This is a genomic window from candidate division WOR-3 bacterium, assembly GCA_039804165.1.
Lineage (GTDB): Bacteria > Hydrothermota > UBA3072 > UBA3072 > UBA3072 > JAFGHJ01.
Window position 1 is genome coordinate 40,624 of the sequence record JBDRZZ010000011.1, and the last position, 12,369, is coordinate 52,992.

Here is a 12,369-nt window from a genome sequence, read left to right on the forward strand (position 1 = left end):
CCTCCTTAAACTGTCATAAGTTTTAAGAACTCTGCGTTATTTTCTGAGCGTTTCATTCTTGAAATCAAGAATTCCACAGCTTCAGCGTTATTTGCCATATCTCTTAATATTTTTCTTAAAATCCAAATTCTATTTAAAACATCTGAGGGTTGAAGAAGTTCTTCCTTTCTTGTTCCGGAAGCAAGTAGATCAATTGCAGGAAAGATTCTCTGGTTTGCCAACTCCCGAACCAAGACAATTTCTTGATTACCTGTTCCCTTAAATTCTTCAAATATAACAGAGTCCATTCTGGAACCTGTTTCAATTAAGGCAGTAGCGATTATTGTTAAGCTTCCCCCCTCTTCAATATTTCTTGCTGCGCCAAAAAATCTTTTTGGCGTTCTTAGAGCTTCAGAATCAATTCCTCCGGATAGAGTTTTTCCGCTATGAGGAACAACTAAATTACTTGCTCTGGCAAATCTTGTAATAGAGTCAAGCAGGATCACTACGTCTCTCCCCATTTCTACATATCTTTTTGCTTTTTCAAGAGCCATTTTTGCAACTTGGAGATGTCTTTGAGGAGATTTATCAAAAGTGGACGATAGAACTTCTCCATTTACAGATCTTTCCATATCAGTAACTTCTTCAGGTCTTTCGTCTATAAGGAGAACCATCAGGTGAATTTCAGGATGATTTTCTGAGATAGAATGAGCAATTTTCTTTATTAGAACTGTTTTTCCAGCTTTTGGAGGAGATACAATAAGACCTCTTTGTCCTTTTCCTATAGGAGCAATAAGATCTATAATTCTTGTAGAAATATCTTCGTCTTCTGTCTCGAGATTTATCTTTTCATTTGGATGTAGTGGAGTAAGAGAATTAAAATTTGGTCTATTTTTAGCATTATCTGGATGGGTGTAATTTATACTTTCTATTGTTTCTATTGAAGGATACTTTTCTGAATTTTGGGGAGGTCTTGCTGCTCCTATTATTGTATCTCCTGTTCTTATTCCAAATCTCTTTATAATTGCTGGTGGAACGTATATATCTTCAGGGGTGGGAGTATAGTCATTTTCTTTGGATCTTAAAAATCCATACCCCTCATTCAATATTTCAATCACACCCCGAATTAGGTTTCTCCCTTCTTTTTTTGCTCTTTCTTTAAGAATGTAAAATATTAATTCTTCCCTATCTAAGCCAGTATAGGAGATTCCTAACCTTCGGGCTGTATTTGCCAATGCAGTATAATCTTTATCTTGAATTTCGGAAATATACATAGAAAGTGTGTAAAATATATTATTTAAATTTTATCTTTTGTCAAGGGCATACTTAAATTTTTTATTCTGTTGTTGCTAATTCTCCTCCGCAATTTTCGCAATACCAGGCGTCCGGTCTATTTTTGTGATTACATTTAGGGCATACAGAAAATAAGTTAGGCTCAGCATTTGTTTTCTCTTGGGTTACCTTTTCGGGGGTTCTCTCTTCCTCGGTTTCTCCAGATAGTTCTTTCTCAAGAGTAACAAGCCAATCTTCTTCTGAAGAAGCGGAGAGTGTTTCTTCTTCCTCAAGGGTAGCTGATACGTTAGGAGTAACATTTTCGTTTTCTTCTGCTGTTATTTCTGCTCCGGTAAATAACTCTTCTGCGATTTTCTCATCCTCAGAGACCTCTGGTAAAGGTTCTATTTCTATTGGTTCCTCTTCTTTTTCTTCCTTTTCCTCTACCTCTGGTTCTTCCCAAGCTTCTTCAATTAGAGACTCTTCGATAATAGGCTCTTCTTCTCCTAAAAGGGTTTTTGCCTCTTTTTCTTCTTTTTTTGCGTATTCCAGCTCTTCTTCCAAAGACTGAATCTTTGTCTTTATCTCTTGACTGAGTGAGTTGTACTGATCTTCAGTGTATTCTCCTATTGAGTGGCGAAGCTCAATTTCTTCAAGTTGTTCTTGTAGTTCATTTAATTTTGTTCTAAGTGATTCTTTTTTGGTAGTGATTTCTTTTAAGCTTTCTTTTATTAGTTCTTTTTGTCCTGCTATTTTCCCTGTTAAATCTTTAAGTCTTCTTTCGTAATCTTCTTTAACTTTTCTATATACTGATTCACTAACACTACCTCTTTTTTCTTCTATTTTTCTGAGTTTTTCTTTTACATCCTCTATTTCTGTCTTTATTTTTGCAAAATCTTCACTCACGACTATCCTCCATTTTGAAATTCGCAAATGAAATTAAAGTTTATGCTAAACTCTTCCCATCCATTTTTTATTTTGTATTCTCCTTCCATAATTTTCTCAAATTGGCTTTCGAGAAAATCGTAGGAAAGTTTCCTGGCGGATGGTAAATATTCCTTGTGAAAGATGTAAGGGTGTATATTTAATCTTTGAAAATCTATTTCTTCTTCCTTTCTTTTTTCGTCAATATTTGCTCGGATTGTTAAAAGGCGCCTAAGATCTCTATTTACAAAATGAAAAAGAGGTATTTCATCTGAATATTCAACTAAATATCTAAGAGCTTCTTTATATTTACCTTCCAATATAGAATTAGAAATTTTAAATATTGTATCATCTCTATAAAATCCTAAATTTTCTAAATCTTCTTCTGTAATGCTTTTATTTTGATTCTCTTTTAGAAAAATAACTCTTTCAATATGTCTTTTTATCTCTTCTCTATTAGAGCCGCATTTAAAATGAAGTAAATTTATTGCCTCTTTAGTTATAGAGAACCCCCTCTCTTCTACAAAATTCTTAATCCAGGTAGGAATATTTGAATCATAAAAACTTTTAAATTTTCCAGCCAAACTATTTTCAATCTTAAAGATATTTTCTTCTTTCTTAAAAATAAGGATTACAAAATTTGGTTTTAATCTTTCAGGTTTTTCTAAAGCTTTTTTTACTTCTTTTATTAAACTTCCTCCAATTGAATCTATATCATAAACTATTATTAACTTAGGGCCAAAGATATTTTTAATAGATAAGCTTTTCACTATTTCTTCTTTATCTTCAGGGAAAAACACTTCTATATTTTCTGGAAGAAAGTTTTTCTTTATGTAAGCCAAGACTTCCTTAATATCAAACTCGTCGCCGCAAATTTGAAGCAAATTAAAATTGAGTTTTTTATAAGAACTTATTAGGTCTTCTACAGTATTTTTGATTTCCATTAATTTAAATATAGCATTATTTCCCAGTAAGTCAAGACCTTTTATTGATGTGGGATATATCCTAAGTTAATTTTTGATTTTATCCTAATCTAAGTGTGTTTTGCTTAAAAAATGAAATAGGACTTGACTTTAGGATTTATTAATTGTAATTTTTAAAAATGTTTTTTTTAATTATTGCTAATTTTCTATTCGTTCCTATGGATAATGAGCAACAAGATCATTTGAAAGCGTATGGTCTTGTTTATAAAATTTTGCAGGAAGGGCTCACTGCCGAATGGTTCCTTAATTATAGAGGCGGAAGTTTTCTTCTTCCTGGACTTCAGGGGATAAAGAAAGAGGCAGATAAAAGAGGTATTTACACAATTTGGATGGAAGACGATGAGGTAAATGAGATTTACGCAATAATTGAAAGGGAGAATATGGAAAGGGTGAAATTAGAGAAAGCTCCTAAAGTTGCGGTTTATATCCCAGAGATAGAAGGGCCCTGGGATGATGCTGTAGCGCTTGTCCTTGAGTATGCTGAGATTCCTTATGATAGGGTTTGGGATGATGATATTCTCCAGGGGGCTTTAATAGAGTATGATTGGTTGCATCTCCATCATGAAGATTTTACAGGACAGTATGGTAAGTTTTACAGAAGTTATTCGGAAGCTCCTTGGTATAAGGAAGTGGTTAAGATTAATGAGATGAAAGCACGTTCTTTGGGATATTCTAAGGTTTGGAAAATGAAGCACGATGTTGCAATGAGAATAAAAGATTTTGTTTCGAAAGGAGGTTTTCTTTTTGCAATGTGTTCTGCTCCAATTACTCTTGATATCGCTCTTGCTTTTTATGGAGTAGACATTGTGCCTTCTCAAATTGATGGAGATGGGATCACTTCAGATTTTTATAAGAAAGCGAATTTTAATAATACTCTTTTTCTCAAAGATATAAAACTAATTACTTCTATTAATATATATGAACATTCGGATGTGGATATTACTCATCTTACTCTGCAGAGGGGAGAGGATAGTTATTTCTTTCTTAAAACTTTTATGGCTAAAAGAGACATAATCCCTGCAATTCTCACTCAAAATCACACAAATAAAATAAAAGAATTTCTTGGTCAAGATACAGGATTTAACAGAGAGAAGTTAAGAAGTGAAATAATAATTTTGGGTGAGCATCCAAATACAGAAGAAGTTAAGTATATTTATGGAGAATTTGGTAAAGGTAGTTTTTCTTTTCTTGGCGGGCATGATCCTGAGGATTATACTCACCTTGTAGGGGATCCCCCTACCTATTTAGAATTTCATAAGAATTCTCCAGGTTATCGGTTAATATTAAACAATCTACTTTTTCCTGCTGCAAGGAAAAAGAAACTCAAAACTTAACTTGAATGGATAATCTTATTTATTTTTATATTGAAGAACTCAAAAGAAGGAATTTTTCAGAGTTTACTGTAAAAAGTTATAAGATAGATCTTGAAGAGTTTAAGTCTTATTTGGAAAAGAATGGGAAAAAGGATTTTTCAGAGATGGACAAAAAAGATATTAGAGGTTTTATGGGAGAACTTCTATCTTATGGATATAAAAAATCCTCTGTTGCAAGGAAACTTTCTGCAATAAAATCTTTTTCAAAGTTTCTTGTTAGGAATAAAGCTTTGAAAGGAAATCCTTCTCTTTCGGTAAAAACCCCAAGAGTAGATAAGCCAATTCCTTCTTTTCTTTCTGAAGATGAAATGAAGAAAATTTTTGAAGAAATTCCTGAGAATGAACTTGATATTAGAAATAAGGCTATTCTTGAGTTGCTTTACGCTACAGGGATTAGAGCCTCTGAGTTGGTGGGTCTTGATCTTTCAATGTTTGATCCTAAAAGTAGATTAATTAGGGTTTATGGGAAGGGTAAAAAAGAGAGAATATTACCTCTTACCACATATGCTTTAATTGCTTTGGAAAAGTATATTTCAGAGGTTAGGGGATGGAAAGATGGTCCTCTTTTTTTGAGTAAATCTAAAAGGCGACTAACTCAGCGTGATCTACAAAGAATTGTAAAAAAAGCAATAATTAAGGTTGCAACTTTAAATCAAATGAGTCCTCATACGTTACGACACACTTTTGCAACCCATCTTTTAAATCGGGGAGCAAATCTCAGGGCTGTTCAGGAGCTTTTGGGACATCAATCTTTATCTACCACTCAGATTTATACCCATATGAGTTTAGAAAAGTTGAAAGAAGAGTATAAAAAGGCTCATCCAAGAGCATAATGTTACGAGAGATAATCGAGGTTGCAAAAAAAGCTGGGATTTTACTTAAGAATTATTTTGGTCTTTTGGATGGAGAAGATATTCAAAGGAAAAAAGAAGGGCATTTTGTTACAAAAGCAGATAAAGAATCCGAAGAATTTATTGTAAAAGAGTTGGTAAAGAAATTTCCGGGGGTTGGTATATGTTCAGAGGAAAGGGAGTTAATTCCTGGGAAAGGAACATTTTTCGTTGATCCTTTAGATGGAACTCATAATTTTATTCATAAAATATCTTATTTTTGTGTTTCTATTGCATATGTAGAAGGTTCGGAGATTAAAATTGGGGTTATTTATGCTCCTATTTTTAAAGAGCTCTTTTATGCCGAAAAAGGGAAAGGAGCATTCTTTAACGGGAGAAGAATTGAGCATTCTAAAGAGAAAGAAATTTCAAGAGCTTTAATTTCTATAAGTATTCCCTCTTCTGCTTATAATAGAAGGGAAGAAATTTTTAATTTTTTGAAAGAGCTGATTGTGCAGGTAAATTCTCTTAGAATGTTTGGCTCTGCTGCTCTTCAATTAGCAGATACAGCAAGAGGAAAAATTGATGGAAATTTAGGATTTTCTTTGTCTCCTTGGGATGTTAGCGCAGGGGTTTTGTTGGTAAGAGAAGCTGGAGGTTTGGTTACGAATGAAAAGGGTGGAAATGAAATTTCGGATGGAAATATTATTTCTGGAACTCCATATATACAAAAATTTTTACTTGACTTTATTAAGAATAAAGTTAATAAATAAACCATGCGTTTCTTAAAAGAAAAGATAAATTCAAGTATGCAATACATAGGAGAAATTTTTATACTTCTTTGGCAAACTTTTCTGAATGTAAAGGGTATATTTAGAAAGTTTGATTTGTTTATAGAGCAAGTGTTTTTCCAGGGTGTAAAATCAATCTCAATCGTTCTTTTTACTTCTCTTTTTATGGGGATGGTGACAGCCTATCAAGCTTATTATCAGGGGAAACAATATGCACCAGATGTTTATGTAGGAATGTTTGTTTGTAAAGCACTTTTTATTGAACTTGGTCCTCTAATCGTAGGGTTAATAATTGCAGGAAGAGTTTCCTCTTCAATAGCCGCAGAGATAGGTTCAATGAAGGTTACAGAGCAAATTGATGCCTTAGAAGCTTTTGCTATAAATCCTATTGAGCATCTTGTTGTTCCTAGGGTTTTTGCAGGAATTTTTATTTTACCAATCCTAACAATCATAGCAGAAGTTATTGGAATTTTTGGAGGGTGGATTCTTTCTTTAGTGAGTTTGAATATCTCAAGTGATGTTTATTGGAGAGGAGTCAGATTGAATTATTATCCTATTACTCTATATGGAGGGTTGATAAAATCTATGGTTTTTGGCTTGACTTTGACTTTAATGGGTTGTCACTATGGCCTTAAAACAGAAGGAGGAGCAGAAGGGGTTGGAGACTCTACAACGAAGGCGGTGATATCTTCAACGATTCTTATTCTCTTCCTTGATTATTTCGTTTCAAGATTGGTATTTAGATGAAGGAGGTTTTATGATAAAAAAAGAAAAAGCTATAAAAGTTGGAATATTCCTGACAATCGTTATTCTAATATTTGTCCTTGGGCAGCTTTGGCTTTTGAGTTTTAATGTTGGAAAAAGAGGTTATTATCTTCATATTTTTTATAATGATGTTAGCGGCCTAAAGGAAGGAGATCCTGTTAGGGTATATGGAATAACGAAAGGAAAGGTAGTAAATATGGAAATGAGGAAAGATGGGGTTATGGTTAAGGTTTGGCTTGAGAAAAGCATTGTGCTAAAGGAAGATGCGAGAGCTTCAATTCAGGATGTTGCAATGATAAGCGGAACAAAGACAATAGTTATGGATCCGGGAGTTTCTGATAATTTTTTTGACATCAGAGATACTTTAAAAGGAGAACCAAGTTTAGGGCTTTCCACTGTTCAAGTTGGAGAGGTTGCTGGGAAGTTTGATGAATTGGTTAAGGCTTTAAAAAGAGGTCTTGAAGGAGGAGAAGGAACACTTCTTAATTTGCAAAGAACACTTAAAGAGGCAGAGCTTATTTTAAAGGAGAATAGGAAAGGCTTGAAGAAATTGGTTGAAAGTGGGGGAGGGAGCTTAAGTAAGGCTGAAGATTTAATAAGCAAATTAAATCTTTCTCTTGAAGAATTGGATTTAGCCTTGAAAAAGATAAATAATAAGGAAGGATCTTTAGGAAAATTAATTTATGATGAGAAGTTATATGATAACTTGGTGAAAGCAACCGCAAATCTTGATTCTTTACTTCTAGAAGTGAGAAAAAATCCAGGGAGATTTCTTAGAATAAGTGTTTTTTAAAGGTAAATCATCCTAATTCTTCTATTCTCTTTTTCGCATATTTAAAAGGAGTTACTATTATTAGGATTGTTAAGAAAGAAAAGATTAAAGAGGATATAAGAAGAGGTCTTTTTATAGAGATTAAAAATCCTTGGAGTTGATTTTTTATGTATATTGAGATTGGTGTTGTAAAAAGAGCCATTGAGATAGCTATGTAAAATAGATTTATTATAGCTGTTAGAAGACCCCCGGCTCCAGAAGCAATTTTAGCCGGATTTGTTTCTCTAAAATCTGCGAAAATTGTCCCAAGAGAAATTGATAAATAAATAGAAACTATAGAAAATATAATAGAAAGAATAGCGGATAGCACTACTATTTTGGTGTATTTCACAAGAGCAATATTTGACAAAATTACAACAGGTTGGGAGATTAGAATATTTACTAATAGGAAGAAAATTCCTTTTGATTGTAAAAAAAGAGAAGGGGATAAAGGAGAAGATCTTAAGATCCACCAGGTTCTTCCTTCTAAACTTACTCCGGGATATACAAAACGAAGAGATAAGGTTACAGTTATATACCCTATAAAAGCTGTATTTATAAGAGCAAAAATAGATAGCCAAAATGGATCTTTTACATATAAAGGGGTTCTTCTTAAAGAAAAGGTGTAAATTACTAAAAGGGTTCCAATTATTAAAAGTTGAGACCATTGAATTGGAGAACGGAGGAAAGCTTTTATATCTTTTTGTAAAATGTTAAGTATTTTTGGGAATTTACTTACCAATAATTTACTTTTTATTAATGTTTTCTGAGAAACATCTAAAGATTTTAACCAACTTACCTTATAGAAAAGATTGGAAGAAAGAAAAGCAATAGAGATTGAGATTGTACTTGCGGATAATAGCAAAACAAAATTTTTTGTGAATTCCTTTAAGTTGTTGTTTATTAGAGCCGAAGAACATTTATAAAGCCATTCGTTTGGGAAATAAGGATTTGAGACTTTTAATTGCTGAACAAATTGGTTAATTGCTTCGAGACTTAAAGTATCAGGGACATTAAAGCTATAAGGTGTTGAAGTTATGTATATATAGATGAAAAGAATTGAAAGACTTCCAAGGACAATAACGAGTTGTTTTACTGTCCAATTTGGGTTTAACTTTTTTAAGATTATCACAATTGAAACTCCCAATCCGGAAGGGATAAGGATAAAAGCGAATAAAGGGAAGATGATAAATGTTATTTTGGGATTAAATGAAGAAAAGGCAATTAAATAAGCAAAGATAATTGGTAACCCACCAATTAAAGTGGCCCATGAGGAGTAGAAAATTGTTTCGATTAATTTTATTGAAAATATATAAAAAGGCTCAATAGGGGTCGAGTTGAGATAATCAAGTTCTCTTGAATGATATAAAGTGGAGAGGCTTGTGATTCCATTACTTGTGAAAAGAAGCAAGAGGAAAGTAAAAAAAGAGTAAGAGATGATTCTATCAGCTATTATTGTCCCTATTATCTCAATTGGTTTTAAGAAAAGAAAGAACTTAAAAAAGAATAGGAAAATTCCTATAAAGAAAAGAGAAAGGACAATAAAATAGACAAGAAGATTTGTTCTCTTTGTCAGGATAATAGATTTAATGGCTCTTTTAATTCTATTTTTTATAAGTAATAAGAACATTTTACATTTAATCTACACAAATTTCTCTATAGTTGCAGAAACTACAGATTTTTTTCTTTGAAGTTTTTTCAAATTTTTCTTTTGGAATAGGTATGTTTTGTTCTATATCTTTGCAAAAAGAAAACATTTCCTCTGTCTCTTTTTTTACGTTATATATAAAGTTTTCTAATTCATACTCTTTAAACTTTATTTCTTTTTCGCTATACTCTGGTGTTAAGTATGCTGAGATTGTAAGGAATTTTTTTGGTTCCTTTTGTAGATGATAAATACCCCACCAGAGATAACCCATTAACTGCTTTTTATGCTTTTTTATGTCTTCCTTTCCTGTTTTCCAGTCAATTATGTAAAAATTATCTTCAAAAGGAAAAAGAAAGTCAACTTTGCAATATAATTTAATTCCTGAGAGTCTAAATTCTCCATAGCCTGGGGGATCAATGATCCAATTTTTTTTGTTTTTTATTGCATTTTCTTTTATCCAGTTAAAACGATTGCTATCAAGAAGATTTTCAAGGCTTAATTTTATTGAAGAAAATAATTTTTCTTTATTGAGTTTTTTTGTCTCTCCATAATAAATCTCTGAAAAAGTGTTATTTTTGCAGTATCTTTCAATTTCTTCTTTTACGAATTCCCAAAGCTTATTTATATTTATTTCTCTTTCCGATCTCATAAGTCTTTTTAAGATTATAGCGATTATTTTATGAGTAATAATTCCTATAGAAAGAGGAATTGAGGTAAGGGCTTTTAGTTCTTTGATTTTATATTCAGAATAAAAATCATCAAATTTTGGATAATACTCATAGAAGTATTGTCTTTTACACATTTTGAAGATTTCGTATCTTCTAAATGACCATCCAAGAATTGGAGTATACTGAAATTTCTCAATCAATTTAATGCTCCTTTTTATTGAATTTTAAAGAAAGATTAGGAAATGTCAATAAGCTTTTCTGCTTGGAAATGCTGAGAAAGGTCCTTTTTAATTCATTATGAAAGAAAAGTTTGATTTAACTTGACAAGGCTTTTCTTTTTTGTATATATAATAAAAATATGATTTTTAAGAAGAGTTTATTTATAAATCTTTTTTCGAATTTTATTCTTCTCCTTCCTTTACCAATCTTAAGTGAAGCAGAGAGTAATTTGCCTCATTTGAGGAGACAAGGCACAGCTTTTCAACTTATTGTGAATAATAAGCCGTTTTTAATTCTTGGAGGAGAGTTGGGTAATTCCAGTGCTTCCAGCTTATCATATATGAAGAATATTTGGCCAATTCTCCGGAAGTTGAATTTAAACACAGTTCTTATCCCTGTTTATTGGGAATTGATAGAGCCCGAAGAGGGGAAGTTTGATTTTAGGATTGTAGATACTCTAATTTATATGGCAAGAGAAAACAACTTGAAAATTGTTTTTTTATGGTTTGGTAGTTGGAAAAATAGTATGTCATGTTATGCCCCAGAGTGGGTAAAGATTGATCAAAAAAGATTTCCAAGAGCCAGAGATGATAAGGGTAACGCAATGGAAATTCTTACAGTTTTTAGCAAGAATAATCTTCAAGCGGATTTAAGAGCTTTTCAACAATTAATGAGACATATCGCGAAGATTGATAAGAAAAAAAATACGGTAATTATGGTCCAGGTTGAAAATGAGATAGGAATGATTCCAGTTGCAAGAGATTATTGTGGAGAGGCAAAATTGGCCTTTAACCAAAATGTTCCAAGGGATTTTATTGATTATTTGGAAAAGAACAAAAATAATTTGACCCAGGAATTATATAATTTATGGGCAACAAATGGTTTCAAGAAGGAAGGGTCTTGGGAGGAGGTATTTGGGAAAAGTAAATTTACGGATGAATTATTTATGGCTTGGCATTACGCTATTTTTGTAGAGGAATTGGCAAAGGCTGGAAAAAAGGAACATAATATTCCTATGTTTGTGAATGCAGCTTTAATGAGGAAAGGGTATGAGCCAGGGCAGTATCCGAGTGCAGGTCCATTACCCCACTTAATGGATGTATGGCGAGCCGGAGCTCCTTCGATTGACTTTCTTTCTCCTGATATTTATTTCCCTGATATAGAAAATTGGTGCCATAAATATGATAGAAAAGAGAATCCATTTTTCATTCCTGAAGCTCGCTTGGAACCTGAGGTAGGAATGAAAGCTTTTTATGTATTTGGTAATCATAATGCTATAGGTTTTAGCCCTTTTTCTATAGAATCAATAAAAGCTTTGGAAGAAGAAGCAATATCTAAGGCTTATGAAATTATAAAGCAATTGTCTGGTCTTATCTTAGAAAATCAAGGAATGGGAAAGATGCGGGGGTGTCTCTTAGATCATAATAAAAAAGAAGAAGAAGTGATTCTTGGAGGATATAAGCTTATTGTTAAACACGATTTTACTCTTGGTTGGTCCCAAGAATCAAAAAATGAAACCTGGCCTTTATCAGGGGTTCTTATTATAAATACGGATCAGGATGAGTTTTATGTGGCCGGGAGTGGTGTGGTGATAAATTTTGAGACAATAGATGGTAGTTCAAAAGTTGGTATTTTAAGAATTGAAGAAGGAGAATTTAAAAACGGTGAATGGGTGCCTAGGAGAAGACTAAATGGAGATGAAAGTCATCAGGGTAGGCATTTGCGGATACCAAAAGGTGTTTATGGGATTCAGAAAATTAAATTGTACATTTATAAATAGTTAAGATTTATAAGGATAAGATTAGAACCAGACCTTCCAAGGCAGGTGGTGGACACTTTGAGATATTTTAACATTCACAAGGTCTAATTCCAGATCAAGAGTCATATCCATTTTCTTCTCCAGGAGTTTATCAAGATCCGGCACAAACAAGTGGACAAGTTCAGGAGATTTGCTTCTCTCAATAAGTGTCTCTAAAGTGTTTATCATTCTTGTTTGAGTTCTTTCTCATCGTATTAAAGAAAAATAGATAATTATTGACTTTATGAAAGAAATGCTCTTTCCCTTCAAAGACTTCTATATCAAAGAATTCTCTTTCTATCCTTTCT

General features: G+C 32.5%; 12 protein-coding genes. 6 read left to right on the forward strand and 6 right to left on the reverse strand.

What is annotated here, in order from left to right; all coding sequences use genetic code 11:
• Window positions 1-5 precede the first annotated feature (5 nt).
• From rho to holA, 3 genes are all read right to left on the reverse strand, one after another.
• Entirely contained in the window at window positions 6-1,253 is a 1,248-nt protein-coding gene (gene rho, locus ABIN61_05395; protein MEO0293638.1) for a transcription termination factor Rho, read from the reverse strand.
• 61 nt (window positions 1,254-1,314) lie between these two features.
• Window positions 1,315-2,157 carry a zinc ribbon domain-containing protein gene (locus ABIN61_05400; GenBank protein MEO0293639.1) on the reverse strand — a complete coding sequence of 281 codons (843 nt, stop codon included), beginning with the start codon at window positions 2,155-2,157 and terminating at the stop codon, window positions 1,315-1,317.
• A gap of 2 nt (window positions 2,158-2,159) precedes the next feature.
• Window positions 2,160-3,119, reverse strand: coding sequence for a DNA polymerase III subunit delta (gene holA / locus ABIN61_05405; GenBank protein MEO0293640.1), 960 nt, complete (start codon window positions 3,117-3,119; stop codon window positions 2,160-2,162).
• A gap of 158 nt (window positions 3,120-3,277) precedes the next feature.
• On the opposite strand from holA, the gene ABIN61_05410 reads away from it, so the two are divergent.
• The 5 genes from ABIN61_05410 to ABIN61_05430 are packed head-to-tail and all read left to right on the forward strand — an operon-like array spanning window position 3,278 to window position 7,710.
• Window positions 3,278-4,492, forward strand: coding sequence for an asparagine synthetase B (locus ABIN61_05410; protein ID MEO0293641.1), 1,215 nt, complete (start codon window positions 3,278-3,280; stop codon window positions 4,490-4,492).
• A 5-nt stretch (window positions 4,493-4,497) separates the two neighbouring features.
• On the forward strand, window positions 4,498-5,364 hold the full coding sequence (gene xerA, locus ABIN61_05415) for a site-specific tyrosine recombinase/integron integrase (protein ID MEO0293642.1): 867 nt from the start codon (window positions 4,498-4,500) through the stop codon (window positions 5,362-5,364).
• The gene (locus ABIN61_05420) at window positions 5,364-6,134 is read left to right on the forward strand and encodes an inositol monophosphatase family protein (protein MEO0293643.1); all 771 of its coding nucleotides are present in this window, start codon (window positions 5,364-5,366) and stop codon (window positions 6,132-6,134) included. Before xerA ends, ABIN61_05420 begins: the two co-directional genes overlap by 1 nt.
• A 3-nt stretch (window positions 6,135-6,137) precedes the next feature.
• Entirely contained in the window at window positions 6,138-6,899 is a 762-nt protein-coding gene (locus tag ABIN61_05425; protein MEO0293644.1) for an ABC transporter permease, read from the forward strand.
• A 10-nt stretch (window positions 6,900-6,909) separates the two neighbouring features.
• Window positions 6,910-7,710 carry an MlaD family protein gene (locus ABIN61_05430; protein ID MEO0293645.1) on the forward strand — a complete coding sequence of 267 codons (801 nt, stop codon included), beginning with the start codon at window positions 6,910-6,912 and terminating at the stop codon, window positions 7,708-7,710.
• A gap of 7 nt (window positions 7,711-7,717) precedes the next feature.
• On the opposite strand, the gene ABIN61_05435 is transcribed toward ABIN61_05430, so the two are convergent.
• Together ABIN61_05435 and ABIN61_05440 are read right to left on the reverse strand one after the other, a co-directional pair.
• Window positions 7,718-9,358 carry a hypothetical protein gene (locus ABIN61_05435; GenBank protein ID MEO0293646.1) on the reverse strand — a complete coding sequence of 547 codons (1,641 nt, stop codon included), beginning with the start codon at window positions 9,356-9,358 and terminating at the stop codon, window positions 7,718-7,720.
• A 7-nt stretch (window positions 9,359-9,365) separates the two neighbouring features.
• Complete coding sequence (locus ABIN61_05440; protein MEO0293647.1) at window positions 9,366-10,244, reverse strand: PD-(D/E)XK nuclease family protein; 879 nt, start codon at window positions 10,242-10,244, stop codon at window positions 9,366-9,368.
• Window positions 10,245-10,402: 158 nt separating this feature from the next.
• Here ABIN61_05440 and ABIN61_05445 point away from each other — a divergent pair, with 158 nt between their 5' ends.
• Complete coding sequence (locus tag ABIN61_05445) at window positions 10,403-12,043, forward strand: DUF5597 domain-containing protein (GenBank protein ID MEO0293648.1); 1,641 nt, start codon at window positions 10,403-10,405, stop codon at window positions 12,041-12,043.
• A gap of 21 nt (window positions 12,044-12,064) precedes the next feature.
• On the opposite strand, the gene ABIN61_05450 is transcribed toward ABIN61_05445, so the two are convergent.
• Complete coding sequence (locus ABIN61_05450; protein ID MEO0293649.1) at window positions 12,065-12,250, reverse strand: hypothetical protein; 186 nt, start codon at window positions 12,248-12,250, stop codon at window positions 12,065-12,067.
• Window positions 12,251-12,369: the final 119 nt, after the last annotated feature.

Excerpts from the sequence above, each read along its gene's own strand:
- rho (MEO0293638.1), bottom strand. The coding sequence starts at position 1,253 with ATGTATATTTCCGAAATTCAAGATAAAGATTATACTGCATTGGCAAAT.
- holA (MEO0293640.1), bottom strand. The coding sequence starts at position 3,119 with ATGGAAATCAAAAATACTGTAGAAGACCTAATAAGTTCTTATAAAAAA.
- ABIN61_05410 (MEO0293641.1), top strand. The coding sequence starts at position 3,278 with ATGTTTTTTTTAATTATTGCTAATTTTCTATTCGTTCCTATGGATAAT.
- xerA (MEO0293642.1), top strand. The coding sequence starts at position 4,498 with ATGGATAATCTTATTTATTTTTATATTGAAGAACTCAAAAGAAGGAAT.
- ABIN61_05420 (MEO0293643.1), top strand. The coding sequence starts at position 5,364 with ATGTTACGAGAGATAATCGAGGTTGCAAAAAAAGCTGGGATTTTACTT.
- ABIN61_05425 (MEO0293644.1), top strand. The coding sequence starts at position 6,138 with ATGCGTTTCTTAAAAGAAAAGATAAATTCAAGTATGCAATACATAGGA.
- ABIN61_05430 (MEO0293645.1), top strand. The coding sequence starts at position 6,910 with ATGATAAAAAAAGAAAAAGCTATAAAAGTTGGAATATTCCTGACAATC.
- ABIN61_05435 (MEO0293646.1), bottom strand. The coding sequence starts at position 9,358 with ATGTTCTTATTACTTATAAAAAATAGAATTAAAAGAGCCATTAAATCT.
- ABIN61_05445 (MEO0293648.1), top strand. The coding sequence starts at position 10,403 with ATGATTTTTAAGAAGAGTTTATTTATAAATCTTTTTTCGAATTTTATT.
- ABIN61_05450 (MEO0293649.1), bottom strand. The coding sequence starts at position 12,250 with ATGATAAACACTTTAGAGACACTTATTGAGAGAAGCAAATCTCCTGAA.